This window comes from Lysinibacillus sp. 2017 (assembly GCF_003073375.1).
Lineage (GTDB): Bacteria > Bacillota > Bacilli > Bacillales_A > Planococcaceae > Solibacillus.
The window spans coordinates 824,984-849,933 of the sequence record NZ_CP029002.1 but is presented as its reverse complement, the minus strand read 5'-3'; the positions used below and the strand labels follow the sequence as shown (position 1 = coordinate 849,933).

The 24,950-nt window shown below is 36.4% G+C and carries 28 protein-coding genes; 9 read left to right on the top strand and 19 right to left on the bottom strand.

Annotation, left to right across the window (positions count from 1 at the left end; translation table 11 throughout):
- Window positions 1-7: 7 nt before the first annotated feature.
- Together DCE79_RS03715 and DCE79_RS03710 are read right to left on the bottom strand one after the other, a co-directional pair.
- Window positions 8-1,186: an FtsW/RodA/SpoVE family cell cycle protein gene (locus tag DCE79_RS03715; protein ID WP_108711770.1), complete on the bottom strand. Its 1,179-nt coding sequence runs from the start codon at window positions 1,184-1,186 to the stop codon at window positions 8-10.
- A 60-nt stretch (window positions 1,187-1,246) separates the two neighbouring features.
- Window positions 1,247-1,528, bottom strand: coding sequence for an Fpa/YlaN family protein (locus DCE79_RS03710; protein WP_108711769.1), 282 nt, complete (start codon window positions 1,526-1,528; stop codon window positions 1,247-1,249).
- Window positions 1,529-1,698: 170 nt separating this feature from the next.
- Here DCE79_RS03710 and DCE79_RS03705 point away from each other — a divergent pair, with 170 nt between their 5' ends.
- Together DCE79_RS03705 and DCE79_RS03700 are read left to right on the top strand one after the other, a co-directional pair.
- Window positions 1,699-2,199, top strand: coding sequence for a hypothetical protein (locus tag DCE79_RS03705; protein WP_108711768.1), 501 nt, complete (start codon window positions 1,699-1,701; stop codon window positions 2,197-2,199).
- A gap of 11 nt (window positions 2,200-2,210) precedes the next feature.
- Window positions 2,211-2,414 carry a YlaI family protein gene (locus DCE79_RS03700; RefSeq protein WP_108711767.1) on the top strand — a complete coding sequence of 68 codons (204 nt, stop codon included), beginning with the start codon at window positions 2,211-2,213 and terminating at the stop codon, window positions 2,412-2,414.
- Window positions 2,415-2,468: 54 nt separating this feature from the next.
- On the opposite strand, the gene DCE79_RS03695 is transcribed toward DCE79_RS03700, so the two are convergent.
- The 3 genes from DCE79_RS03695 to typA all read right to left on the bottom strand — a co-directional run bounded on the left by DCE79_RS03695 (window position 2,469) and on the right by typA (window position 5,613).
- Window positions 2,469-3,107 carry a fucose permease gene (locus DCE79_RS03695; RefSeq protein ID WP_108711766.1) on the bottom strand — a complete coding sequence of 213 codons (639 nt, stop codon included), beginning with the start codon at window positions 3,105-3,107 and terminating at the stop codon, window positions 2,469-2,471.
- Window positions 3,108-3,324: 217 nt separating this feature from the next.
- Entirely contained in the window at window positions 3,325-3,663 is a 339-nt protein-coding gene (locus DCE79_RS03690; RefSeq protein WP_199912312.1) for a YlaH-like family protein, read from the bottom strand.
- A 102-nt stretch (window positions 3,664-3,765) separates the two neighbouring features.
- Window positions 3,766-5,613: a translational GTPase TypA gene (gene typA, locus DCE79_RS03685; protein ID WP_108711764.1), complete on the bottom strand. Its 1,848-nt coding sequence runs from the start codon at window positions 5,611-5,613 to the stop codon at window positions 3,766-3,768.
- Window positions 5,614-5,742: 129 nt separating this feature from the next.
- On the opposite strand from typA, the gene DCE79_RS03680 reads away from it, so the two are divergent.
- Window positions 5,743-5,958: a DUF5325 family protein gene (locus tag DCE79_RS03680; RefSeq protein ID WP_108711763.1), complete on the top strand. Its 216-nt coding sequence runs from the start codon at window positions 5,743-5,745 to the stop codon at window positions 5,956-5,958.
- Window positions 5,959-6,006: 48 nt separating this feature from the next.
- Here the strand turns inward: DCE79_RS03680 and DCE79_RS03675 are convergent, their stop codons facing one another.
- A complete protein-coding gene (locus tag DCE79_RS03675) occupies window positions 6,007-6,798 on the bottom strand; it encodes an inositol monophosphatase family protein (protein ID WP_108711762.1) in 792 nt (263 codons plus the stop codon).
- A 144-nt stretch (window positions 6,799-6,942) separates the two neighbouring features.
- On the bottom strand, window positions 6,943-7,140 hold the full coding sequence (locus DCE79_RS03670; protein WP_108711761.1) for a hypothetical protein: 198 nt from the start codon (window positions 7,138-7,140) through the stop codon (window positions 6,943-6,945).
- A 191-nt stretch (window positions 7,141-7,331) separates the two neighbouring features.
- Here DCE79_RS03670 and DCE79_RS03665 point away from each other — a divergent pair, with 191 nt between their 5' ends.
- Window positions 7,332-7,958 carry a YktB family protein gene (locus DCE79_RS03665; RefSeq protein ID WP_108711760.1) on the top strand — a complete coding sequence of 209 codons (627 nt, stop codon included), beginning with the start codon at window positions 7,332-7,334 and terminating at the stop codon, window positions 7,956-7,958.
- Between the two features lie 189 nt (window positions 7,959-8,147).
- Here the strand turns inward: DCE79_RS03665 and DCE79_RS03660 are convergent, their stop codons facing one another.
- The gene (locus DCE79_RS03660) at window positions 8,148-8,420 is read right to left on the bottom strand and encodes a UPF0223 family protein (RefSeq protein ID WP_108711759.1); all 273 of its coding nucleotides are present in this window, start codon (window positions 8,418-8,420) and stop codon (window positions 8,148-8,150) included.
- A gap of 204 nt (window positions 8,421-8,624) precedes the next feature.
- Between DCE79_RS03660 and DCE79_RS03655 the strand changes: the two genes are divergently transcribed.
- Window positions 8,625-10,094, top strand: a complete 1,470-nt coding sequence (locus tag DCE79_RS03655; protein WP_108711758.1) for an aminotransferase class I/II-fold pyridoxal phosphate-dependent enzyme — start codon at window positions 8,625-8,627, stop codon at window positions 10,092-10,094.
- Between the two features lie 43 nt (window positions 10,095-10,137).
- On the opposite strand, the gene DCE79_RS03650 is transcribed toward DCE79_RS03655, so the two are convergent.
- The 7 genes from DCE79_RS03650 to pdhA form a co-directional block, all read right to left on the bottom strand.
- Window positions 10,138-10,824, bottom strand: coding sequence for an LrgB family protein (locus DCE79_RS03650; protein ID WP_108711757.1), 687 nt, complete (start codon window positions 10,822-10,824; stop codon window positions 10,138-10,140).
- Window positions 10,790-11,203 (bottom strand): CidA/LrgA family holin-like protein, encoded by a 414-nt coding sequence (locus DCE79_RS03645; RefSeq protein WP_108711756.1) that lies wholly within the window; start codon window positions 11,201-11,203, stop codon window positions 10,790-10,792. Before DCE79_RS03645 ends, DCE79_RS03650 begins: the two co-directional genes overlap by 35 nt.
- A gap of 394 nt (window positions 11,204-11,597) precedes the next feature.
- Window positions 11,598-12,857: a group II intron reverse transcriptase/maturase gene (gene ltrA / locus DCE79_RS03640; RefSeq protein ID WP_108714418.1), complete on the bottom strand. Its 1,260-nt coding sequence runs from the start codon at window positions 12,855-12,857 to the stop codon at window positions 11,598-11,600.
- A gap of 566 nt (window positions 12,858-13,423) precedes the next feature.
- Window positions 13,424-14,836 (bottom strand): dihydrolipoyl dehydrogenase, encoded by a 1,413-nt coding sequence (gene lpdA, locus DCE79_RS03630; protein WP_108711755.1) that lies wholly within the window; start codon window positions 14,834-14,836, stop codon window positions 13,424-13,426.
- Between the two features lie 4 nt (window positions 14,837-14,840).
- Window positions 14,841-16,205, bottom strand: a complete 1,365-nt coding sequence (locus DCE79_RS03625; RefSeq protein WP_108711754.1) for a dihydrolipoamide acetyltransferase family protein — start codon at window positions 16,203-16,205, stop codon at window positions 14,841-14,843.
- Window positions 16,206-16,223: 18 nt separating this feature from the next.
- Entirely contained in the window at window positions 16,224-17,201 is a 978-nt protein-coding gene (locus tag DCE79_RS03620) for an alpha-ketoacid dehydrogenase subunit beta (RefSeq protein WP_108711753.1), read from the bottom strand.
- A 3-nt stretch (window positions 17,202-17,204) separates the two neighbouring features.
- Complete coding sequence (pdhA, locus tag DCE79_RS03615; RefSeq protein WP_108711752.1) at window positions 17,205-18,320, bottom strand: pyruvate dehydrogenase (acetyl-transferring) E1 component subunit alpha; 1,116 nt, start codon at window positions 18,318-18,320, stop codon at window positions 17,205-17,207.
- Between the two features lie 391 nt (window positions 18,321-18,711).
- Between pdhA and def the strand changes: the two genes are divergently transcribed.
- The gene (gene def, locus DCE79_RS03610; RefSeq protein WP_108711751.1) at window positions 18,712-19,269 is read left to right on the top strand and encodes a peptide deformylase; all 558 of its coding nucleotides are present in this window, start codon (window positions 18,712-18,714) and stop codon (window positions 19,267-19,269) included.
- A gap of 28 nt (window positions 19,270-19,297) precedes the next feature.
- Here def and DCE79_RS03605 read toward each other — a convergent pair whose 3' ends face one another.
- On the bottom strand, window positions 19,298-19,798 hold the full coding sequence (locus DCE79_RS03605; protein WP_108711750.1) for a hypothetical protein: 501 nt from the start codon (window positions 19,796-19,798) through the stop codon (window positions 19,298-19,300).
- Between the two features lie 140 nt (window positions 19,799-19,938).
- Window positions 19,939-20,709: a Cof-type HAD-IIB family hydrolase gene (locus tag DCE79_RS03600; protein ID WP_108711749.1), complete on the bottom strand. Its 771-nt coding sequence runs from the start codon at window positions 20,707-20,709 to the stop codon at window positions 19,939-19,941.
- Between the two features lie 352 nt (window positions 20,710-21,061).
- Between DCE79_RS03600 and DCE79_RS03595 the strand changes: the two genes are divergently transcribed.
- The gene (locus DCE79_RS03595) at window positions 21,062-21,271 is read left to right on the top strand and encodes a DNA-dependent RNA polymerase subunit epsilon (protein ID WP_108711748.1); all 210 of its coding nucleotides are present in this window, start codon (window positions 21,062-21,064) and stop codon (window positions 21,269-21,271) included.
- A 5-nt stretch (window positions 21,272-21,276) separates the two neighbouring features.
- Complete coding sequence (gene rnjA / locus DCE79_RS03590) at window positions 21,277-22,944, top strand: ribonuclease J1 (RefSeq protein WP_108711747.1); 1,668 nt, start codon at window positions 21,277-21,279, stop codon at window positions 22,942-22,944.
- A 78-nt stretch (window positions 22,945-23,022) separates the two neighbouring features.
- Here rnjA and DCE79_RS03585 read toward each other — a convergent pair whose 3' ends face one another.
- Window positions 23,023-23,685, bottom strand: a complete 663-nt coding sequence (locus tag DCE79_RS03585) for a potassium channel family protein (RefSeq protein WP_108711746.1) — start codon at window positions 23,683-23,685, stop codon at window positions 23,023-23,025.
- A 60-nt stretch (window positions 23,686-23,745) separates the two neighbouring features.
- On the bottom strand, window positions 23,746-24,174 hold the full coding sequence (locus DCE79_RS03580) for a TlpA family protein disulfide reductase (RefSeq protein WP_108711745.1): 429 nt from the start codon (window positions 24,172-24,174) through the stop codon (window positions 23,746-23,748).
- A 223-nt stretch (window positions 24,175-24,397) separates the two neighbouring features.
- Here DCE79_RS03580 and DCE79_RS03575 point away from each other — a divergent pair, with 223 nt between their 5' ends.
- The gene (locus tag DCE79_RS03575) at window positions 24,398-24,940 is read left to right on the top strand and encodes a helix-turn-helix domain-containing protein (RefSeq protein WP_108711744.1); all 543 of its coding nucleotides are present in this window, start codon (window positions 24,398-24,400) and stop codon (window positions 24,938-24,940) included.
- Window positions 24,941-24,950 lie beyond the last annotated feature (10 nt).

Here is a 24,950-nt window from a genome sequence, read left to right as displayed (position 1 = left end):
ACCCCCATTACTTTCTTTTTTCTAATTTGTGATGTGTTGAGACATTAATTAATATCCCCATTGCTACTGAAAGCAATAATATAGAAGTACCGCCATAGCTAATAAAAGGTAGCGTTACTCCGGTTAACGGGATAATTCCCGATAGACCACCTAAATTAATAAAAGTTTGTAATCCTATCCAAGTAGAAATGCCCGTTGCAAGCATACGTGCTAACGGATCTTTTGTTGCCATTGCCACATAAAACCCTCGCATGACAATAAAGCCTAATCCTAAAATTACAATTGATACCCCTAACAATCCTAATTCTTCAGCAATAATCGCCATAATAAAGTCGGTTTGTGGCTCTGGAATATAGCCAAGTTTTTGAATGGATTGGCCAAGTCCTTTGCCTTCTAATCCACCAGAACCGATTGCATAATAACCATTTACAACTTGATATCCTGCACCTTTTGCATAAGCGAACGGATCTAGGTATGAAGTAAATCGGCCCATACGACCTACTGTTGAAATGGAGTCCCATTTCACAACTAATAATGCACCAACTAAAACAAAACCTAAGCCACTAAGTAAACCAAAAATCCTTAACAATGTTTTGCCCTTTAATCCACTAGAAAGTACGACCGCCATCGCAATAACAAAGAGTATCATTAAAGCCCCTAAGTCGGTTTCTATTGCAACACAGCCCAAAATAAATAACCACATTCCTAGTGGAAAAGAAATGTCATCAAACTTTAATTGCTGCATTGTACCTTTATTTACACCTTTACGATAAAAAGTACCCGCAAAGAATATAATAATAAATAATTTAGCAAACTCTGAAGGTTGGAAGTTCATTATTCCAAATAAACTAATCCAACTTTGAGAACCCGTTTCAGCTTTACCATGCCCTGCAAAAGTTACCCATAATTCTAATACAATCATCATGACCATTAACGGTAATAATAGCTTTTTGCTTTTCAAATTTCGATAGGGCATAATAACAGCCATCACAAAAACAATCAATGCTAGGAAAATATTAATTACTTGTTTATTATAATAGTAATTTGGTTCGGCACCTTTATAAACAATCGCCACCCAAATGCTCGAACTATAAATCATAACCAGCCCAAATAACATTAAGAAAATGTATACAATCAGCAAGCCATAATCAAAATTCCGAAAATAATTTTTAAAATATAGTTTCATTAAACAAACCTCATTTTTGAAAAAAAAACTCAAACGCATAATTGCGGTTTGAGTTTTCTTTTATTTCTCTGTATACGCATCATGTAATAAAGAAAGTTCTTTCTCTAGTGAGTCTAGAATTTCTTTTCCTTGCTCACGTTCAATTAAGCCTAGCTTCACTGCAAATTCAATTTCACGTGATAAACCAAACATTTGTGTATCTAAAACTTCTTCATATAATGGACAAGATGGCATTGTCAAATTATCCATTTGTACGCGAATTAATTGAGCAATTTTTTCTGCATCCGCAATTAATAGCTCTAATGCTTTTTCCTGAAAGGAAGCTTGTGCTTTCGTATCCATGAGGACGCCCCCATCTATGATATTTCTTCGATTCTATCTTAATAAAGTGTATCTTTTTACACTAAAAATTGCAAGCGTCTTTGTATGTTTTACATTCAATTCAATTATATTTCTTTCTCAATTGAATCGCGCTATAATAAGAAAGGATAAAAGCTAAGGGGGACTTACTCATGGTCGAAACAATTATTCCAATTAAAGGTGCAGTCAAATACCAGTTGACATTAGATCCAACAGTATGGATTTTTGATGATCGTAAACTAGATTTGACTACATATTTCCATACAGAAAAAGTAGAAGAAGATAACGAAAAGTATTTACGTGATATGGGGAAACATTGGTCACGTGAAATTATGGAAGGCGCTGTATTCCCTCCAACATTAAAAACGGAGCGTAAATTTGACCGTAAAGGTATGATGACAGGCACATTTGGAATGGAAATTAAACCATTCTTAAAAAATGCCGTTATTAATGCAGATGCAACAGAAGTAGTGTTTGAATGCACAACTGACGAAGAAGTTGTTTTTCCATTAGAAGAAGCAACAAACTTTATTTTTAAATTTTGTCAAGATGGTAAACCTCTATCAGAGGATGGTCCTGTTTACTTATTATTCGGTGATGGCTCTAATATCGAAAATCCAATTAAAAACATTCGTGCAATTCGCATTCAATAGGAGGTTGTTTCATGCGAGTAAAATGTGTTATTTGTGATACAATACATGATTTACCCAATGATTTACCTTTAGCAAAAAAATTGCGTAATCGTCCGATTCACACATTTATGTGCCCGTCTTGCTCACAACGCATCTCGGAAAACACAGAAAAACGTTTGGATACAGGAAAATTCCGATTTTTTAAAACGTCTTCTAAAATTGATGAAGAATTTTAATTGAACCAAAAAGCGACGAACCCTTCGAATTGGGCTCGTCGCTTTTCATTTTTATTAAAGATCAAATTTTTGTTCATGGAATTTAAATTTGATAAAGCTATCTGCATCAATTTTGCTTAGTTGGAAGAAGTTTCGCACTTCTGTTTTGATTCCATCAAAAATGCCTTCCTCATCTACTACATACGCTTCAATTGCAACAGGAATTTCCCCAAATTGCGCCTTTAATGTATGTGCAATTTGTTGTGCCATTTCTTCTGTTAAATCTTGCTCCACTAATAAATGAACGGCTGCTTTTTCAACCTTTGCATCTTCTAGTGCAATCTCTTCTTGTAATCCATCTTGGAAAACATTGGACATGACCATTGTTTCTTCGCCAACAATTGGTTGAACTAATTCATTTACTTTGGCATTTACATTTTCAGCATAGTATTCCCCTGAATAGTCACGATCTTTTGAAATAAAATCATACACAATTTTCGATTTCTCAGACTGAACAGTAATGTCAAAATCATCATTAACCGCGCCAACTGTTGATTTTGTAACGACAAATTGATCATTATAAATTTCACTTAATTCTGCTGCTGCTTTGTCTTCATTTTTAGCCGTTAATATTGCTGGGACAAAAATGATACAACTAATAATAACCAGTGCTAATCCCACACTGATAATAACTTGTTTTTTTGTAAAATGCATTTTCCTCTACTCCATTTACTTTATTTCAATCTCAACTATAAATTATACTGTTTTAGAATCCCTTTTCACAATTAAACGCACTAGTTAGAAGACCTAAATTGGCCAAAATAGCACGAAATTATGTCTTTCATTATGTGGATTCCATTAAAAATTTATACGTTTTATTCAACAAGAAAAAAGGTGTGGAAAAACGGAATGTTTTTCCACACCTTTTAATTTAGGCTTGTCTTGCAGCCTTTGCCTCTTCTCGTTTTTCACGCCATAAGCGAGATTTATAAACGATTAAAATTAAAGCTGCAACTATCAAACCTTCTACCATTGGTAAAAATAGCGCTAAAAACGTTAAGATTAAACATCCTATTAAAAGGAATGCATAAATCACAATGTTTTGACCAATTGATAGTTTTTTTGCAAAGCCTAATTTATAGACGAATGCTGACAAAAGGAACACAAGAATAAATGTTGCATAGCCAGCGATATCATAACTTGGTAAATTTTCGTATAAATATCTAGTAACACCAGACATACGACTAAAAACGTATTCTTGTTCATTCATTGATGCTAAATTTGCAGATGCTAATACTAAATTTAAATAGCTACTTATCACAGCCATCATATTCAACATCATTCATCCTTCCCATAAAGCGCTCATTATGAATTATTCTTGATCAGCGCTTTTTTTCTTTTTAGTAACACGTTCACGTTCGCCTTTTTCTAAAATCTGTTTACGTAAACGGATTGATACAGGTGTAACTTCTAAATACTCGTCATCATCTAAGAATTCTAATGCTTCTTCTAGAGACATGATTTTAGGAGTTTTAATAACGTTTGTTTGGTCTTTATTTGCTGAACGAACGTTTGTTTTTTGTTTCATTTTACAAATGTTTACAGTGATATCACCATCACGTGTGTTTTGACCAACGATCATACCTTCGTAAATTTCAGCACCTGGCTCTACGAATAATGTACCACGGTCTTCAACGCCCATCATACCGTAAGTAGTTGCTTTACCTGTTTCCATTGAAACTAAAGCACCTTGGTGACGGCCGCCAACTTTACCAGCTACTAATGGTTGGTAAGAGTCGAATGTGTGGTTGATAATACCGAAACCTTTTGTTAAAGACATGAATTCAGTTGTATAACCGATTAATCCACGTGCAGGTACCATGAATACTAAACGAACTTGTCCGTTACCTTCATTGACCATATCTAACATTTCACCTTTACGGTTACCTAATGATTCGATGATTGAACCTACGCAATCTTCTGGAACGTCGATTTGTACGCGTTCAACTGGTTCGTGTTTTTTACCATCGATTTCACGGATGATTACTTTTGGTTTAGAAACTTGTAATTCATAACCTTCACGACGCATATTTTCTACTAAGATTGATAAGTGAAGCTCACCACGACCAGAAACTAACCATGCATCTGGAGATTCAGTATCTTCTACACGTAATGATACGTCTGTTTGTAATTGAGAGCGTAAACGTTCTTCTACTTTACGAGAAGTCATCCATTTACCTTCACGACCTGCGAATGGTGAGTTGTTTACTAAGAAAGTCATTTGTAAAGTTGGCTCATCGATACGCATTGGAGGAAGTGCTTCTAAGTGATCAGTTGGACAAACTGTTTCACCAACGTTGATTTCTTCCATACCAGATACGGCGATTAAATCACCTGCATATGCTTCTTCAATTTCAACACGTTTTAAACCGAAGAAACCGAATAATTTTGTAACACGGAAGTTTTTCACTGCGCCATCTAATTTCATTACAGAAACTTGTTGACCTACAGCGATTGTACCGCGCATTACACGACCGATACCGATACGACCTACGAAGTCACTATAGTCAAGTAAAGCTACTTGGAATTGTAGTGGTTGATCGCGAGTATCAGCTGGTGCTGGGATATGCTCGATTACTGATTCGAATAAGCATTTCATATTTTCTTCTTGGTCTGCTGGGTTTGAGCTTAATGAAGCTGTACCATTTACACCAGAAGCAAATACTACTGGGAAGTCTAATTGATCTTCATTAGCACCTAATTCGATTAATAAGTCGATTACTTCGTCTACAACTTCATCAGGACGAGCTGAATCTTTGTCGACTTTGTTAACTACAACGATTGGTATTAATTTTTGTTCTAACGCTTTTTTTAATACGAAACGCGTTTGTGGCATACAGCCTTCATAAGCATCTACTACTAAAAGAACGCCATCTACCATTTTTAAGATACGCTCAACTTCACCACCGAAGTCAGCATGTCCTGGTGTATCTAAAATGTTAATACGAGTACCCTCGTAGTTAACAGCAGTGTTTTTAGCTAAAATTGTAATACCGCGCTCACGCTCGATATCATTTGAATCCATTGCACGTTCATCTACATGCTCATTAGTACGGAAAGTACCAGATTGTTTTAATAATTGGTCAACTAGGGTTGTTTTACCATGGTCAACGTGGGCGATAATTGCGATATTGCGTAAGTCTTGACGTAAATTTGTCATTTTTCCACTCCATATTCTTTTATCAGATGTTCAACTGTGATATTATAGCACATGAAAGATTAAATGTCTTTTTAGAAAATTTACGATTATCTTTTAGTCACATATAAAAAGTAATATGGAGGTCAAATTATGAATAAAGCAAAAGTGGTTATGTTCTTTTTTGCACTAGCAGCCATTTTATCAATGCTGAGCATGGGAATTTCAGTTTCATTAATTTTCATGACAGGTGATAAATACGAAACAACTGGTTTTATTAGTACTATCGTTGGTTTTGTAGTGATGTGCGCTATCTTTGATTTTGCCTTTAAAACAAAACGCAAATTCAGAGAACAAGGCTTATTATAGAAATAAAGAAAGCATTCTTGTATACGAATAATATACAAGAATGCTTTTTTATTTTTCTTCGATATAATTTTCTAAAATAAGTTGATGAATAGATGGATTAGCAATTATAAATGTATCAGTCGTCAAAAAATCGAAATGCTCTCCGTTAAAATTCGTCGCAACTGCACCCACTTCTTTTGCAATGACTACACCCCCACCGATATCCCAAGGTGCTAATCGCATTGAAATATAAGCATCTAATTTGCCACTCACAACAAATGCAATTTCCATCGCCGCAGATCCATAAGAACGTGTACCGCGAACCGTACGAACAAGCTCAATAATTTTTTCGTGATTAATCCGATTATTTGGGGTAACCCAGTTTGCATTTATGCCAATAACAGCTTCTTCTATTTTTAACGGCTCTAGTTTACGCATTGGTGAATCGTTATACCAAGCGCCCTTACCCGCAATTGCATAAAATAAATCTTCACGCATCACATCAAATATGTACCCTAAAATACCAACACCATCGATATACACACCTACCGATATCATAAAATGACGATGTTGCTTTACAAAATTCATCGTACCGTCGATTGGATCGATAATCCAAACAATTCCTTCTAGGCTTTCAACCTTCTCGCCCATACCTTCTTCTCCTAAAATTCGATACGTAGGGTCAAAGGCTTTAATTTTTTCAATGAAGAAAAGTTCCGTTTCACGGTCAATATTTGTCACAAGATCGTTGGCATTTGATTTGGTTTCAATTTCGATATCATAAGAAAATGCCTTTCGAATTCTTTCTCCTGCTTCAACAATAATCTCTTTCGCGAATTGATCAAGTTTTTTTACATCCATCCTGCATCCACCTTCCACCTACTAATAAGCATCATTTCACATCTTCAAGCCAATTTAATTTCTTTGAATATTCTTATTATAACAAAAAATCACTTGCTTTCTTTCATTCAGCAAGTGATTTTTTAGTTTGGATATGTTTTTTTATTAAGCATATGCATGTAAGCCATTTAATTCTTCTTGGATTTCAACTAATCGTTTTTTTGATTTATCGATTTCTGATTGATTATTTTCATTCATAGCTGCATACAGTGTTGCTAGCTCATAGTCCATCTCCAACATTAAAATCTCTTCATATTGCTTTTCAATATCCACTTTGCGTATAATTTTAATCATCTGTTTCATACCAATCACATCCTCGTCATATTTATGAACTTTTCACATTTGGATTAACAGTACTTTTATATTAGCGAATAGTTACTTATTACTAAAATTTCACTATTTCTAAATCCTCATGATAAAAAGTTTCTATTAACAGATTTTTTCCCATAAAATTAATAAAATAAACATCTTATCGAAAGGAATTGATAAAAAATATGAGTAATCTAAATTGGACTTCAGAAGATTTTCAAGTTTTTCAAATTGACGGCCTAGAAGAACGTATGGAGGCATTAACAACGATCATACGTCCAAAGTTCAATGAGCTTGGCGAATACTTTTCATCCTATTTTAGCGCAGCAACTGGAGATGAATTTTTTGCTCATGTAGCCAAACATGCACGCAGAACCGTTAATCCTCCAAAAGATTCTTGGGTAGCCTTTGCCCCTTATAAACGCGGTTATAAATCTTTACCTCATTTTCAAATCGGCTTATGGGGTAGTCACTTATTTATCGTACTAGCAATTATTTACGAGGCACCAAATAAGCAAGATTTTGCGAATCGCTTATCTCAAAACATGGATATACTTAAAAATTTATCAGATGATTACGTAGTTTCTGGTGATCATATGTCCCCAGATGCCATTACACTTCAAGAAGCTCGAGATGAAAAATTACAGCAACTTGTAACACGTCTGCATGATGTAAAAAAAGGAGAATTTCTTGTAGGTCGTCACATACAAGTACAAGAGGCCATTGGATATACTTCAGAACAGTTCATGGAGCTTGCCGAAAAAACATTCGACGACTTAGTTCCGATTTATAATATTATTGTTGGTAAATAATATTCATTACTTATTCATATGACCATTTTGCAAAGGGTATGCCCCTTTGCTTTTTTTTCATAAAAATAGATTTCACACCAAATAGCGCGAAATCATGTCTTTTCCTATATAAATTCCAATGGAAATTTTATACTTTCTTACCTATAAAAAAACTAGTAGCACAATTCAATTCATGCTACTAGTACGCTATTATTTCATTCGAACGATTTGACCGTCCGCTAATTCCTTGGCTAATTTAACAACTCGGAATGCTACATAGCTGCTTGCCTGTTCAAATTCACGGCAAATCGTTTTTTCCTCAGCTTGTGATGGGACAACTTCTTTAAAACGTTTATAACGTTCCATTACAAGTTCTCGTTTTGCGCCTTTTTCATATGCTAATTCAATCACTTCGAAAAAGTGAACGACATCCACCATTTCTTGTGTTGTCCAATCTGTAGATAACGGATATGAGTATTCCATAATTTTTTCCCTACCTTTATTTAAATCTTTTCTCATTTTATACGGAATAACAGTCGTTGTACAATTTTTCAATACATCAAATAATTATTCACCAACTTGTAATATAATATTAATTATTTAAAAATTTTGTATAGTCAGCAACTTCAATCGATGCTATAATTCACTTGTTTTAAAAAAATACTAAATAGTGAGGTGGTACCTGCGTTGTCACAATTAGAGACTCCTTTGTTTGATGCATTACTCAAGCATCGTAACAGACATCCTATTCAGTTCCATATTCCAGGTCATAAGAAAGGACAAGGAATGGATCCAGCTTACCGTGAATTCGTAGGCGACAACGTTTTATCAATAGATTTAATTAATATTGCTCCACTAGATGATTTACATGCTCCTAAAGGCGTTATAAAAGAAGCGCAAGATCTTGCGGCCAAAGCCTTTGGTGCTGACCATACATTTTTTTCCGTACAGGGTACTAGTGGCGCCATAATGACGATGATTCTGACCGTCGTCGGTCCAGGCGATAAAATCATAGTACCGCGGAATGTACATAAATCCATCATGTCCGCTATCGTATTTGCTGGTGCAATTCCTATTTTTGTTCATCCTGAAGTAGATCGAGAACTTGGCATTTCCCATGGGATTTCACCTGAATCAGTGGAACGTGCTTTAGCAAAATATCCAGATGCAAAAGCTGTACTTGTTATTAATCCAACGTATTTTGGCTTTGCTGCAGATTTAAAACGCATTGTTGATATCGTTCACGGCCATAATATTCCGGTGATTGTCGATGAAGCTCATGGTGTTCATATTAAATTCCATGAGGACTTACCGATTTCTGCAATGCAAGCTGGGGCAGATATGGCTGCTACAAGTATTCATAAACTAGGTGGTTCAATGACGGGTAGCTCTGTTTTGAATGTAAAGGAAGGACTTGTATCTGCAAAGCGTGTGCAGGCTGTATTTTCGATGTTAACAACAACATCTACTTCATATCCAATGTTAGCCTCTCTAGATACGGCACGTCGTCAGCTTGCGGTCCACGGGGAGGATTTACTCGATGAGGCGATTCGTCTTGCCAGAGATGCTCGTAAACGCATCTCAGCGATTCCGCACTTACATTGTGTTGGGCGTGAAAAACTAGGCTCTTCTGCAACCTATGACATGGATCCTTTAAAACTATTAATTAGCGTGAAGGATCTCGGCATTACAGGGCATGTCGCAGAAGAATGGCTTCGTCACAATGCGAATCTAGAAGTAGAATTGTCCGATTTATACAATATTTTATGTTTAGTGACGATTGCCGATACAAAAAAAGAAATCAACTTATTGGTAAACGTACTAAAACGTATGTCAAAAGCATTTGATTCTGAAGCGACCGTAACGGAGACGAATGTTAATATACCTGAAATCCCAGCATTAGCAATGACGCCTCGGGATGCGTTTTATGCTCAAACCGAAAGCATGCCATTACGAGACGCTGAAGGCTATATTTGTGCTGAATTCATAATGGTTTATCCGCCAGGAATTCCAATTTTTATTCCCGGGGAAATAATTACGCAAAGCAATATCGATTTCATTAAAATGAATATCGAAGCAGGTCTTCCTGTACAAGGCCCTGAAGATGATACATTACAAAATATTCGTGTCATTAAAGAACGCAAAGCAATTTATTAAAAAAGACAGAAATGTTGGATTCCAGCATTTCTGTCTTTCTCATTTATAAAAATAACATTGCCACAAATGGAATGATAAATGCACCTATTACTGCGCTTAACCCCATTGAAAGTGACCCCATTGATAAATCTTTTTCACTATATTCTTTTAGTCTTGTCAGCCCAACTCCATGTGAGGCACTCCCCATAGCAACGCCACGACTAATGGCCGTATCTATTTTAAATAGTTTAAATATAGTTGGACCCAGTAGTGCTCCTGTAAATCCCGCTACCATAACAAGGACCGCTGTTAACGGCGCAATTCCATTAACCGAATCACTTACTTGCATAGCTACAGGCGTCGTTAATGATTTCGGCAACGCTGTTAGTAAAAATGTATTACTTGCACCAAAAAGAATTAATAACACAATCACACTAATTAAACCAGCCACCATAGCGACAACAACACTGATTAATATTGAATATTTATATTTAAAAATAAGATGACGTTGGTTATATAAAGGAAAGGCAAGCGCAACAACAGCCGGTCCAAGCATTTTAGAAATCCATTGTCCACCTTCCATATATGTCTCATACGGAATATGAAATACAACTAAAATAACAGCCGTAATGATCGTTACTGTTAAAATTGGCAGTAAAAATGGATTTCCAACTTTTAAATACAATTTATTCATTACAACAAATAATACAACCGTACTAATGATGATGAAGAGAATTTGCAGTAGATGCATGGTTCGTTTTCTCCTCCTTTTTTTTCAGTTCTTTTTTCTCTACAAATTGACTCACTTTTCCCGTTACAATGAGTGAAAAAACTGTACTCACAATAACCGCCAAAATTAATAGTGCCCCTGAATTAGATAAGAGCTCAGGATAATTAATGACAGCCACTGTCGAAGGGATGAAGAATAATGTTAAAAACGCTAATAAAAAACTAGCCCCTTGCTGTATGTATGTAACTTTTAAAACTTTAAAAAATAAGGCGAGCCACAATAATACAAGCCCAATAATACTACCAGGAATAATGATCCCAGTTAATTTTACTATCCAATCTCCAAGCAAATAAAAACAATAAATAATTCCGATTTGTGCGATCGTGCGAATGATATTCATGTGTACCTCCTCGTATACGTATTTATCCCGCTATAATGTGAGTTACTTTATTTGAAGCTACAGAGTTATGATAACTCCCCTCTGAATTAAGGTTCACTTTATTTTACGCCTACCCAAAAATTATGTCTATTTTGTTTCTAAAAATAATTTACAAAATTTATGCTTTTTCGATAAAATCAACGGAGGTTTCAAACAAAAAGAGATATCGCCATTTAAGCAATACCTCTATTTGATACTATATTTAAGTTTAGGTCATTTATATTGAATGATATTCCAAGGGGGCCAGCGTATTATTTAGTTTTTGACAAAATCGAGTAGGAGACTAGCCATTAATTGGCTAGTCGACCTCTCACACCACCGTACGTACGGTTCCGTATACGGCGGTTCAAAAGTTTTATGTTGGATTTATGATTGTAGCGAGGTTCTTCAACTTGAGTTTTAACCAATATTTATTGTCTAATGCTCGATTGACGATTGGATTGTTCGAGGAGCGCCAGTACCCTTTGCGGGTATTGGCCATTTTATAGGCATCGTTATGGCTGATTCCTAATCTTTTGAGGTTTCTATATTTTGATATGGTTCTTTTCCATTCTTTCCATCGACATGCCCTTAATCTTCTTCGAATATGGCTATCTATTTTGTTAGCGTAAGACTGTATGTCGGCAACTTTGAAATAGTTTCCCCATCCTTGAATTAAGTAGTTAATTTTCTGAATGCGCGATTCCATATCAATTGAGTAATTACGGTTCGTAATGTCCTTCAGCTTTTCTTCGAAACGCTTCTTTGATTTCTTTGGCACGTATACCTTGATTTCACCTCTGTATTTATAGAAGCTCACACCCAAAAATATACGTGCTCTCGGCTTTCCCACTGCTGATTTCTCTTCATTTACTTTTAATTTAAGTTTCTTTTCGATAAATGATGTGACGCCTTCCTTAACTCGTTCTCCCGCTTTTACGCTTTTGACGTAGATGTTGCAGTCATCTGCGTAGCGCACGAATTTATGTTGGCGTTTCTCTAGCTCTTTATCCAGTTCATGAAGAATCACATTACTCAATAGTGGACTTAATGGTCCACCCTGTGGTGTTCCTTCTTTTGCGTAAATAAACGTTCCATCTATCATGGTTCCTGCATTTAAGAAGCTTCTTATTAATTTCAAGGTTGGTTTACATAAAATATATTTCGCCATAAGTGACATCAGCTTATCATGTTGAACTTTATCAAAGAATTTCTCTAGGTCTATGTCTACGACATACGTATAGCCTTCTTCAATATAGTTTCTTGCTTGTTCGATTGCTTGATGAGCGCTTTTGTTCGGACGAAATCCATAACTAAAATTACTAAACTTTGGGTCTAGTATTGGGGTTAATACTTGCACGACTGCTTGTTGAATGACACGGTCTGTAACCGTCGGGATTCCTAGAAGTCGTTTTCCTCCATCAGGTTTTGGGATTTCCACCCTTCTAACTGGTTGAGGTTTGTATTTTCCTGCTCGAATTGCTTCGATAATTTGGACTTTATTTTCTTTTAAGTATTGGCGGGTTGCCTCTATATCTTTCGCATCGACACCGGCTGCACCTTTGTTTTTACGCACTTTCTCAAAAGCATCATTCAAATTATCTCTGTTTACTATAACGTTGATTAATCCATCCATATGTTCGCGTGTGGGTAAGGAATGCACATGCAGAATTCCACGCTATTCCTACTCCTGGGGTATTCCGTACCTTACTGTAGGATAGACTTTTCAGTTCTGTGTCATCATTCGCATGTAATACCCTTATACACGTTCACTCCTTTCGTTCAGCCCTTCCCATTACTGGTACTATGGCTTCTGCTGACTTCTAATGATTCAGTTGTACATCGCTGTACAGGTTCCCTCTATGGGTTATTCATCAGATCTCCCGGGGTAAGTCTGCCCACTTTCCTCTCATCCATCTGCCGCATTTATCGCCTCATCTTTCCGAGGATATTTTGGACTTCAGTTTGTTTTGCAACCTTATCCAGATGAGACAACCTCATGCGATTCGTGTTCCTCAGACCAAGATTTTGCCTCGAACTTCCTTCAGATTCCGCGTCACCACGGACACCCTTGTTTTCAGCTAGTGGTTCGCATATCCTGACGCCCACAGTGAACTTTCATCACCTAGTTGACAGACATGCCCGGCACACAAAAAGGCTACGCAGTATTGAGCATACTACGTAGCCTTCAAAAATTTAAAATTATTTAGTAACGATATGGATTGGGTTGCCTAATAATACTTCAGCAGCTTCCATCGTAATTTCACCTAAAGTTGGGTGAGCATGGATAGTTAATGCGATATCTTCCGCAGTCATACCCGCTTCGATAGCAGTAGCCATTTCAGCGATCATATCAGAAGCACCAACACCAACGATTTGAGCACCTACTAATAGACCATCTTCTTTACGAGCTACTAGTTTCACGAAACCTTCTGTTGCGTTAAGTGCTAATGCACGGCCGTTTGCAGCGAATGGGAATTTTGCAGCTTTCACTTCAAGACCTTCCGCTTTAGCTTGCTCTTCTGAGTAACCTACAGTAGCCATTTCTGGATCTGTGAAGCATACTGCTGGAATTGCTAAGTAGTCAACTACTGATGGTTCACCAGCGATTGCTTCTGCAGCAACTTTACCTTCATAAGAAGCTTTGTGTGCAAGTTGTGGACCTGAAACAATATCACCGATAGCAAAGATGCTAGGTACTGAAGTACGACCTTGTTTGTCTACTTCTAATAAACCGCGCTCAGCATATTTAATACCGATTTGTTCTAAGCCTAATTCATCAGTATTTGGACGACGACCTACAGTTACTAATACATAATCCGCTTCAACCGTTTTTTCTTGACCGTCAGCTTCATAAGTAACAACTACGCCTGACTCAGTTTCTTCAACACCTTTAGCAGATGCGCCTACTACTACTTCAACGCCTTTCTTTTTAAGGCCTTTTTTAACAATTTGAGTCATTTGTTTTTCGAAACCAGCTAAGATGTCTTTACCGCCTTCGATAATCGTTACTTGAGAACCTAAGTTAGCATATGCAGAACCTAGCTCAGTACCGATATAACCGCCACCGATAACAACTAATTTACCTGGTACTTCAGGGAATGATAATGCACCAGTTGAACTAACTACACGCTTAGTAAATTTGAATGTTGGAATTTCAATTGGACGAGATCCTGTTGCTAAGATACAGTTTTTGAATGTATAAGTTTGTGCTTTTTCGCCATCGATTACACGTACAGTGTTACCGTCTACGAAGTAAGCTTCACCTTTAACAACATCAACTTTGTTACCTTTTAATAAGCCTTCAACGCCGCCTACTAATTTTTTAACAACGCTGTCTTTGAACGCTTGTGCTTTAGACCAGTCAAGTTTAACTTCTGAAGCTACAACACCCATATCATCTGAATGTTGAGCATGCTCGAAGCGGTGACCAACAGAGATTAAAGCTTTTGATGGGATACAACCTACGTTTAAGCATACGCCCCCTAATGCGCCACGCTCAACGACTGTTACTTTTTGACCTGTTTGTGCTGCGCGAATCGCTGCAACGTAACCCCCAGGACCTGACCCTACTACAAGAGTATCTAATTCGATTGGAAAATCTCCTACTACCATTTTTTTACGCCTCCATTAATAATAGTTGCGGCTCACTTAATAAACGTTTTAAATGATTTAAAGCGTTTTGTGCAGTCGCACCATCGATCATACGATGATCAAAGCTCATTGATAATGCTAACACATGTGCAGCTACAATTTCACCATTTTTTATTACTGGTTTCTCTGAAATTCGACCAATTCCTAAAATCGCTACTTCAGGATGGTTAATAACTGGTGTAAACCACTGACCACCTGCAGAACCGATATTTGTAATCGACATTGATGCACCTTTCATTTCGTGCGGTGCTAGCTTACCATCACGTGCTTTTACAGCTAGTTCATTAATTTCTGCAGATAAGCCAAATACTGATTTGTGATCAGCATGCTTAAGTACTGGAACTAGTAAGCCTTTGTCTGTATCAGCAGCAATACCTATATTATAGTAATGTTTTTGAATAATTTCTTGTGTCGCGTCATCTAGTGAACGGTTGAATTCAGGATATTTACGTAAAGTCGAGATTAAAGCCTTCACAACATACGGTAAATAAGTTAATTTAACGCCTTGCTCTGCCGCGATATCTTTGAATTGTTTGCGGTGTGCAACTAATTCTGTTACATCTACTTCATCCATTAATGTCACATGTGGTGCTGTATGTTTCGAATGAACCATCGCTTTTGCAATTGCTTTACGGATACCGCTCATTTTTTCACGTGTTTCAGGGAATTCCCCTTCAAGTACGACTGGCGCGGCTTGTGCTGCTTTGTCTGTCGAAGTAGATGTTGTCGAAACTTCTTGTGTTTCTTCTACTGTAGAAGCAGACGCCTGGCCACCATTTAAGAAGCTTTCAATATCTTCTTTTAAGATACGACCATTTTTTCCTGTACCTGTAACTTGTTGGATATCCGTACCTTTTTCACGTGCATATTTACGAACAGAAGGCATTGCAATAATACGCTTGCTTGAAGACGCTTCATCCACTTCTTTCACTGGTGCAGCTTCTTCTTTTTTTGCTTCTTGCTTGTCTGTAGTTACTTGTTCTTTTTCCACATTTTGACCAGCTTCAGCCGTCGCTTGTACTTGTGCTTCTGTTTTAGACGCTTCATTCGATTCGTGATGATCGTCGCCTTTTAGTTTCATGTCTTCATAGCCTGGCGCATCAAAGCGAATTAATGCATCGCCTACAACAGCAACTGTACCTTCTTCTACAAAAATTTCTTCAACTGTTCCATCTACTGGAGAAGGAATTTCTACTACTGCTTTATCATTTTGAACTTCAGCTAAAATATCATCCTCTTTTACTTGATCGCCTGGTTTAACGAACCATTTAACGATTTCACCTTCATGAATACCTTCACCGATATCTGGTAAACGAAATGTAAATGCCATCTATCTCACCCTCAATTCTTAGAATGTTAAAACTTTCTTCGCAGTTTCCATTACATCTTTATAAGTTGGTAACCATACACCCTCTGCTTGTGGGAACGGATAAATTGTATCCGGTGCAGTAACACGTAATACTGGTGCTTCTAATGAAAGAATCGCACGTTCTGTGATTTCTGCCACAACATTTGCTGCAATACCAGCTTGTTTTTGTGCTTCTTGAACAACAATGGCACGACCTGTTTTTTCAACTGAAGCAATAATTGTTTCAATATCAAGTGGTTGAATTGTACGTAAGTCAACTACTTCAACTGAGTATCCTTCTTTTTCAAGTTCTTCTGCTGCTTTTAAAGACTCGTGAACCATTAAGCCGTATGCAAAGATTGAAAGATCTTTCCCTTCACGTTTCACATCTGCTTTACCAAGTTCGATTGTGTATGATTCTTCCGGAACTTCTTCACGGAATGAACGATATAATTTTAAGTGCTCTAAGAAAATAACTGGGTCATTATCGCGAATAGAGGCGATTAATAAACCTTTTGCATCGTATGGCGTTGAAGGAATAACTACTTTTAAACCTGGTGATTGCGCCATTAACCCTTCTAAAGAGTCTGAGTGCATTTCAGGTGTGTGAACCCCACCACCGAATGGAGAACGAATTGTAACTGGTGCATTGTACGTTCCACCAGAACGGTATTTCATACGAGCTAATTGACCACTAATTGAGTCCATCACTTCGAAAACGAAGCCGAAAAATTGAATTTCAGGAACTGGACGGTAACCTGTTAACGCTAAACCAATCGCTAAACCACCGATACCTGATTCTGCAAGCGGCGTATCGAATACACGATCTACGCCGAATTCTTTTTGAAGACCTTCCGTTGCACGGAATACCCCACCGTTTACACCAACGTCTTCCCCGAATACTAATACGTTTTCATCGTTTTTCAATTCGCAACGTAATGCATCTGTAATTGCTTGAATCATCGTCATTTGTGCCATGGCTTATTTCGACTCCTTCTCTTTATAAATTGCATATTGCTCTTTTAAGTTCGCTGGCATTTCACTAGCGTACATATTATCCATTAGTTCTGTCACTTTTTGTTTTGGTGCTTGGTCTGCTAATTTAATCGCTTCTTTAATTTCGTCTTTAGCACGTTCGATTACTTCTTCTTCTTTTTGCTCACTCCATAATCCTTTTGCTTCTAAGAACTTACGGAAACGAACAAGTGGGTCTTTTGCTGACCACTCATTATCTGTATCAGAAGTACGGTAACGTGTTGGGTCATCCCCTGCCATTGTATGTGGACCATAACGGTAACACAGTGTCTCGATTAATGAAGGACCTTCTCCACGAACCGCGCGATCACGTGCATCTTTTGTTGCTACATAAACAGCTAGTGGATCCATACCATCAACTAACACACTTGGAATACCTGCTGCAATCCCTTTTTGTGCAATTGTTTTCGCTGCAGTTTGTAATTCACGTGGTGTTGAAATTGCGAATTGGTTATTTTGTACAATGAAAATTGCTGGCGCTTTGAATGCACCCGCAAAGTTAATTCCTTCATAGAAATCCCCTTGCGAAGAACCACCGTCACCTGTATATGTGATAGCCACAGTATTTGATTTACGTTTTTTCAAGCCAAGTGCAACACCTGCTGTTTGAACATATTGTGCACCGATAATAATTTGAGGTGCTAAAATATTTACACCTTCAGGTACTTGGTTACCAATAAAGTGACCACGGCTGAATAAAAATGCTTTCCATAATGGTAAACCGTGCATCACGATTTGTGGAACATCACGATATCCTGGTAAAATCCAGTCTTCTTTTTCCAACGCATAATGAGAAGCTAATTGTGATGCCTCTTGACCAGCAGTAGGCGCATAGAAACCAAGTCGTCCTTGACGGTTTAGTGAAATCGAACGTTGGTCTAAAATACGTACATAAACCATGCGTGACATTAATTCCACTAATTCTTCATCAGATAAATCTGGCATTGCTGCTTCGTTTACAACTTCACCTTGCTCATTTAAAATTTGGAACATTTCAAATTGTTCTTCAATTTGTTTTAATGTGCCAGCTGGGTCAAATTGTTTTATCATTTTTTCTCCCATATTATCCATCCCCTTTAAACTGTATTAAAAAAATATCATTTTCAATTAGTACAACTTCCTACTAACCCGAGTATAATGAATAAATTTCCATCGGTCAATCATTGTTTACCATCTAATTTAATCATTTTTCAATAAAAATTAAAAACTACAACAGTTTGTACGTCTGTTATACACATAAATTGAAACTGTACTATAATAGGACTAAAATGTTCGTATTGAAAGTTTTCCAGCAATAATTTTACAGTCCATTTTATCCATCTCCATATTTCGTTAAATTAAATCATTTTTTTTGCGTGTTCAACAAAGTTAGAAGTTTTTCCTACTTACGTTTTACAGAGTTGTGTATACTAGAAGCATAAAGATTTAAGTTCCAACTGAAAGGAAGTTTCACATGATTTTAATGAAAGATATTATTCGTGAAGGTCACCCAACATTACGCACACGTGCAGAAGAAGTGACATTTCCCCTCTCTGTAGAGGATAAAACATTAGCAGAGGATATGCTTCAATATTTAATTAACAGCCAAGATCCTGAAATGGCTGAAAAGTATAATTTACGTGGAGGCATCGGTCTAGCTGCCAACCAAGTAAATAGTTTAAAACGCATGTTTGCCCTTCATTTAGAAGATGAAAATGGGGAGTTATTAAGTTTTGTAGCAATTAACCCAAAAATCGTTAGTCATTCTGTTGAACAAACCTATATGACAGCGGGTGAAGGCTGTTTATCAGTTGATCGCGCAGTTTCTGGTTATGTCCCTCGCCACGCACGTATTACAGTAAAATTTATGACAATCGATGGCGAAGAGAAAAAGATGCGCTTAAGCGGATTACCAGCGATTTGTTTCCAACATGAACTGGATCATTTAAATGGTGTAATGTTCTTTGACCGTATTAATGAAAAAGATCCGTTTGGTGAAATTGAAAACAGCGTTCCATTTGACCGTCAATAATCAAATAAAAAGGTGTAGCATTTGTTGGCTACACCTTTTCTTCATATAAACTATTTTTTAATTGCACTAAATGTTCAATCACATCTTCATAAATGGAATCTTGTGCGTATTTTGTAAATATTTCAAAATACTTTTTAGCAGAATCAATAAATTCATTAATAAAATTTGTATACGATAAAATAAATACTTTTTCTTGTACTATAAACTCCAAAAAGTCTTGATCTAACTTTTTAAGATGTATATCGTTTGGGTCTTTTGTACAGACATTTTGTTTTTCCACTAACTCTTCAAATAGTTCAATATAGCGCAACCATTGTAACGGGATAATTTGACGCTCATATGTAACAAAAGGATCGACCTCGTTTATCAGCACTTTTATGTACCCGTAATGTATACCTTGTTTAACAATGCTTCTTACTTCTTCTTTCCTGTGTGTATCCTCAATATCAATATATAATTCGTGATCATTAGAAATATTAACTTCACAACTCCCACCAGATTTTCTTACCATGGTTATAAAACGAATCATGAATACATCCCTCCTGTAAAAGCAATAAAAGCCTCATTCCGAAACCAAATCAAATAATAAGTCAATTTAACTATCACCATTATATTAGAACATTTTGTCTATTTATACAATATTTATACATTTAAGCAGTTACTTTTAACCTAAATCAATCGCAAATCCTTCATTGCATTTGCTAATCCATCTTCGTCAACAGACTTTGCAATATAGGAAGCGGCTGCTTTTGCTTTTTCATGACCATTCCCCATCGCTACGCTAAATCCTACTGAACTCAACATTTCGATATCATTTAATCCATCTCCAAATGCTATTACATCTTCCATTGGGAAATTGATATATTCAATTAATTTTTGAATGCCTCTTGCTTTAGAGCCACCAGCTGGTAACATATCACAAGAATTTTCATGCCATCTTATAAATTGGACAGTTGGAAATTCCTTTTCATAATGTTGTTGTTCTTGTTGCTTTGCAAATAATAATGTTTGATAAACAGGTGTTTGCAAATAATACGAAGCATTAATTGCTGGATACGGATAATGAAGCGTAGCCAAACTTTCCGAAATACTAGTATAATTTGGGGCAGTCGCAATCATTTCTACATCATTAATAAAAACAAAAGGATGTTCATTTTTTTCACCATAATTTAAAATCTTTTGTAATGTGTCCTTAGGAATTTGATCTGTGAAAATAACTTTCCCTTTATAAACAACATATTGACCATTAAACGTGACGAATGTATCGATTTTTAATTCATCTAATAAACTTTGAATCATGAACGGGGCACGCCCTGTTGCAATTGCAATTTCATGTCCATTTTCGCGTGCTTTAAAGATTGCCTCTTTCGCTGATTTTGGTAACTGTTTATTGGAATCGTAAAGTGTGCCATCTACATCGAAAAATAAAAATTTCTTCATATTAATATTCCTTCTCTCTATTTAGTTATACCCTTTACAAAAGTCAGAATTTTTAGTAAAATAACATTTGAGGAGTGATGACCAATGTTACGACGTCTCAAAAAGAAATGGCTCAAACAATTAAATGGCATCCTCGGAAAAAAATTAATCGCCTAATGTATATATTTTCGATGGTACACCTCAAAAGTCGTGAGGTTGTACCATTTTTTCTTCTAATAAAACATTGTGCTTGTACATTAATTTGAAGGGCTTTTCTTTATTTTAAAGGAGCCTCATGATAAGATAAAGGAAATGTATTTTTCTAACGAATAGAAAATGCAATAATAATGTTCGTAATTAAAGGAGAGTAACTATGATTTACAAAGTTTATTATCAAGAAACAGTCACTGAGATTCCAGTTCGCGAAAACACAAAAACAGTTTATTTAGAGGCGTCGTCTGAACAAGAAGTGCGTCACTATTTAAAAGACCGTAATCATAATATCGAACTTGTTCAGCTATTAGAAGGCAACTACTTAGAGTATGAACAAAACAGCCCGAACTTCAAATTGGAGAACGCTTAACATTTATGAAATTCGTTAAGAATGATCAAGCGGCTGTTTTCGCACTCGGCGGACTGGGCGAAATCGGCAAAAACACATACGCAGTACAATTCCAAGATGAAATTATTTTAATTGATGCAGGTATTAAATTTCCTGAGGACGACTTACTTGGTATTGACTATGTCATTCCAGACTACACGTATCTAGTACGTAACGTCGACAAAATTAAAGGTTTATTCATTACGCACGGACACGAAGACCATATTGGCGGTATCCCGTATTTACTGCGTCAAGTTAATGTACCAGTTTATGGTGGTAAACTCGCTCTTGGACTTCTTCGTAACAAGCTCGACGAACACGGCTTATTACGTACGACGAAATTAATCGAATTCAAAGAAGATGATATTATCAAATTCCGTAAAACTTCGGTTAGCTTCTTCCGTACAACACACAGTATTCCAGATGCATACGGTATTGTTGTCAAAACACCACCAGGGAATATCGTGCATACAGGTGACTTTAAATTCGACTTTACGCCAGTGGGTGAGCCTGCAAACTTATCTAAAATGGCTGAAATTGGTCGTGACGGCGTACTGTGCTTACTTTCCGATAGTACAAACGCTGAAAAGACTGAATTTACAATGTCTGAGCGCACAGTAGGCAAAAGCATTGATGAAATTTTCCGTAAAGTAGATGGACGAGTCATTTTTGCAACATTCGCATCAAATATTCACCGTTTACAGCAAGCAACAGATGCTGCTGTAAAATACGGACGTAAAGTTGCCGTTTTCGGTCGTTCGATGGACAATGCCATTGCGATTGGACGAGAATTAGGCTATATTACAGCACCAAAGGAAACTTTTGTGGATGTACAAAGCTTAAACCGTTTACCAGCAAATGAAGTGATGATTTTATGTACAGGTTCTCAAGGTGAACCAATGGCTGCATTATCACGTATTGCAAATGGTACACATCGTCAAATTCAAATCCAGCCTGGTGATACTGTTGTATTCTCATCTTCTCCTGTACCAGGAAATACAATGAGTGTAAACAAAATTATCAACTTATTATTCCGTGCTGGTGCTGAAGTTATTCACGGCACATTAAACAATATCCATACATCTGGTCACGGTTCTCAACAAGAACAAAAATTAATGCTTCGTTTAATGAAGCCTAAATTCTTTATGCCAATTCACGGTGAATATCGTATGTTAAAAATTCACACGGAATTAGCAGAAGCTTGTGATGTTCCAATAGAAAACACATTCGTTATGGATAATGGTGACGTTTTGGCATTAAGTGCTAACGAAGCACATGTTGCTGGCCGTATCCCTTCAGGTGATGTTTATATTGATGGTAATGGTATTGGTGATATTGGAAATATCGTACTGCGCGATCGTCGCATTCTTTCTGAAGAAGGTTTAGTGATTGTTGTCGTAAGTGTTGATATGGAAAATAACAAAATCGTTTCAGGTCCAGATATTATCTCTCGAGGATTCGTCTACATGCGTGAATCAGGTACAATGATTAACGAAGCGCAAAAAATGTTAAACCAACATTTAAACAGTACAATCCAAGAAAAAGATACACAATGGAATGACTTGAAAAATGAAATTACAGACATTTTAGGACCGTACTTATATGAAAAAACAAAACGTCGTCCTATGGTTTTACCAATTATTATGGAAGTATAGAAATATACTTAAAAGAGCTGTTCCGTAAGCAAAACTTACAGAACAGCTCTTTTTTAGTAATTTGAAGGACTTCAATTTTTATCGTTGTATAACTTTTTTCACAAAGCGATTAATATCGACGTCCGCACCAATGATGAGTAGTACATCTCCAAGCTGAATACGCTCTGTTGCTGCTGGCGAGATCATTATTTCATCGCCTCTTGTAATCCCGACAATATTAACACCATATTTTGCCCGAATATCAAGCTCAATCAACGAATTTCCTGCAATATTTTCACTCGCTTTAATTTCCATAATGGAGTGCTCTGCGGATAACTCTAAATAATCCAAAACACTATTTGAAATCATGTTATTGGCAATTCGAATGCCCATATCACGTTCTGGGTGTACTACAAAATCCGCACCAATTTTGAGCAATACTTTTTCATGATAATCGTTTTGGGCTTTTACTGTAATTTGTGGTACCCCTAGTTCTTTTAAAATAAGCGTCGTTAAAATGCTCGATTGTATATTTTCACCAATGGCCACAATGACATGTTCAAAATTCCATAAGCCTAAAGATTTGATAACCTCTTCTTCCGTGGTATCTGCTACGATCGCTTGTGTGGCAATTTTCGAATATTCATCTACACGCTCACTGTCGGTGTCAATTGCCATGACATTGGCTCCTTGCTTCACCAATTCACGGACAATGCTACCGCCAAAACGTCCTAACCCTATGACTACAAATTCTTTTTTCATCGTTTCTCCTCCGAACCTATCCATTGCCAACATTTTAACGTAATTTCTTAACTTCCGCTATTAAATGAAGCGTTCAATTTTTTGTTGTAATAATTTTTTTGATGGTACTCCTGCTTGATAAAACCGTAGCTTTTTCTCTTTGTCAAAAAGATAATAGGCTGGTACAAATCGATTTTCAAACGCGTTCGTTAGACGTAAGTGTTGGTCAACATATACTGGTAATGCAATTGCAAGCTGTTTTAATTTTGATTTAATTGCCTTTACATCTTTGTCCTCTTCACTTCTCGGCATATGGATAGCAATAATCGTAAGTTTATTTTGAAATAATTGTTGCAGTTCTTTTAGTTTTATAATCGAAGTCTCACATTGATTACAGCTAATCGACCAAAAATAAATGAGTGTTATATTCGAAATATCCTTTGTTAATGCCCTTTCATTAATAATTAGCTCATCTCCATCTAAGCTAGGCATTGGCGTTCGAATCTTCAATTTATCTCCTCCTCAAGTTAGCATATGATGCCTCTCAATTTCCGTGAAATGACAAATGATTTTATTTCTAAAAGAATATTTATTTTTTAATACCATTATTATACTTGAAATTCTGTATACATTATGTATAATTATTATTGTTTTCGTAAACTTAAAGTTTTGTTAAAGTAAACTTCCATACTTAGAGTTTAACAGAAGTAAACTACTAGTGGAGCGTGATTATATGCAAATTGGCAATAAGATCAAGGCCCTTCGCATTAAAAAAGGGCTAACCCAAGAAGAACTTGGTGAACGAACAGACTTAACAAAAGGATACATTTCTCAACTTGAACGAGATCTAAACTCACCATCAATTGAAACTTTATTCAATTTATTAGAAGTTCTCGGGTGCTCACCGCGAGACTTTTTTGATGATGAACAGAAAAATGAAAAAATTGTTTTTACGAAAGATGACCAAACAAGCTTTATTGATCATGAAAAAAAATATGAAATCGAATGGTTAATTCCAACATCAAATGAAAAAGAAATGGAACCTGTTTTCATTACACTTCAAAAGGATGCAGAATTTAAAGAGTTTGCTCCATCATTAGCAGAAACATTCATTTATGTTATAAACGGAAGAATTCGTGTTGTTCTAGGCAATGACGAATATATCGCAGGGGAAGGTCATGCTGTCTATTACGAAGCATCTTCGAATCATCAAATTTTTAATGCGCACAATGGAATTACAAAATTACTATTAGTCGCAACACAATCTTATTTATAAGGCTTAGGAG

Coding starts and splice junctions, on each gene's coding strand:
- DCE79_RS03715 (WP_108711770.1), bottom strand. CDS start 1,186: ATGAAACTATATTTTAAAAATTATTTTCGGAATTTTGATTATGGCTTG.
- DCE79_RS03710 (WP_108711769.1), bottom strand. CDS start 1,528: ATGGATACGAAAGCACAAGCTTCCTTTCAGGAAAAAGCATTAGAGCTA.
- DCE79_RS03705 (WP_108711768.1), top strand. CDS start 1,699: ATGGTCGAAACAATTATTCCAATTAAAGGTGCAGTCAAATACCAGTTG.
- DCE79_RS03700 (WP_108711767.1), top strand. CDS start 2,211: ATGCGAGTAAAATGTGTTATTTGTGATACAATACATGATTTACCCAAT.
- DCE79_RS03695 (WP_108711766.1), bottom strand. CDS start 3,107: ATGCATTTTACAAAAAAACAAGTTATTATCAGTGTGGGATTAGCACTG.
- DCE79_RS03690 (WP_199912312.1), bottom strand. CDS start 3,663: ATGAATGAACAAGAATACGTTTTTAGTCGTATGTCTGGTGTTACTAGA.
- typA (WP_108711764.1), bottom strand. CDS start 5,613: ATGACAAATTTACGTCAAGACTTACGCAATATCGCAATTATCGCCCAC.
- DCE79_RS03680 (WP_108711763.1), top strand. CDS start 5,743: ATGAATAAAGCAAAAGTGGTTATGTTCTTTTTTGCACTAGCAGCCATT.
- DCE79_RS03675 (WP_108711762.1), bottom strand. CDS start 6,798: ATGGATGTAAAAAAACTTGATCAATTCGCGAAAGAGATTATTGTTGAA.
- DCE79_RS03670 (WP_108711761.1), bottom strand. CDS start 7,140: ATGAAACAGATGATTAAAATTATACGCAAAGTGGATATTGAAAAGCAA.
- DCE79_RS03665 (WP_108711760.1), top strand. CDS start 7,332: ATGAGTAATCTAAATTGGACTTCAGAAGATTTTCAAGTTTTTCAAATT.
- DCE79_RS03660 (WP_108711759.1), bottom strand. CDS start 8,420: ATGGAATACTCATATCCGTTATCTACAGATTGGACAACACAAGAAATG.
- DCE79_RS03650 (WP_108711757.1), bottom strand. CDS start 10,824: ATGCATCTACTGCAAATTCTCTTCATCATCATTAGTACGGTTGTATTA.
- DCE79_RS03645 (WP_108711756.1), bottom strand. CDS start 11,203: ATGAATATCATTCGCACGATCGCACAAATCGGAATTATTTATTGTTTT.
- ltrA (WP_108714418.1), bottom strand. CDS start 12,857: ATGGATGGATTAATCAACGTTATAGTAAACAGAGATAATTTGAATGAT.
- lpdA (WP_108711755.1), bottom strand. CDS start 14,836: ATGGTAGTAGGAGATTTTCCAATCGAATTAGATACTCTTGTAGTAGGG.
- DCE79_RS03625 (WP_108711754.1), bottom strand. CDS start 16,205: ATGGCATTTACATTTCGTTTACCAGATATCGGTGAAGGTATTCATGAA.
- DCE79_RS03620 (WP_108711753.1), bottom strand. CDS start 17,201: ATGGCACAAATGACGATGATTCAAGCAATTACAGATGCATTACGTTGC.
- pdhA (WP_108711752.1), bottom strand. CDS start 18,320: ATGGGAGAAAAAATGATAAAACAATTTGACCCAGCTGGCACATTAAAA.
- def (WP_108711751.1), top strand. CDS start 18,712: ATGATTTTAATGAAAGATATTATTCGTGAAGGTCACCCAACATTACGC.
- DCE79_RS03605 (WP_108711750.1), bottom strand. CDS start 19,798: ATGATTCGTTTTATAACCATGGTAAGAAAATCTGGTGGGAGTTGTGAA.
- DCE79_RS03600 (WP_108711749.1), bottom strand. CDS start 20,709: ATGAAGAAATTTTTATTTTTCGATGTAGATGGCACACTTTACGATTCC.
- DCE79_RS03595 (WP_108711748.1), top strand. CDS start 21,062: ATGATTTACAAAGTTTATTATCAAGAAACAGTCACTGAGATTCCAGTT.
- rnjA (WP_108711747.1), top strand. CDS start 21,277: ATGAAATTCGTTAAGAATGATCAAGCGGCTGTTTTCGCACTCGGCGGA.
- DCE79_RS03585 (WP_108711746.1), bottom strand. CDS start 23,685: ATGAAAAAAGAATTTGTAGTCATAGGGTTAGGACGTTTTGGCGGTAGC.
- DCE79_RS03575 (WP_108711744.1), top strand. CDS start 24,398: ATGCAAATTGGCAATAAGATCAAGGCCCTTCGCATTAAAAAAGGGCTA.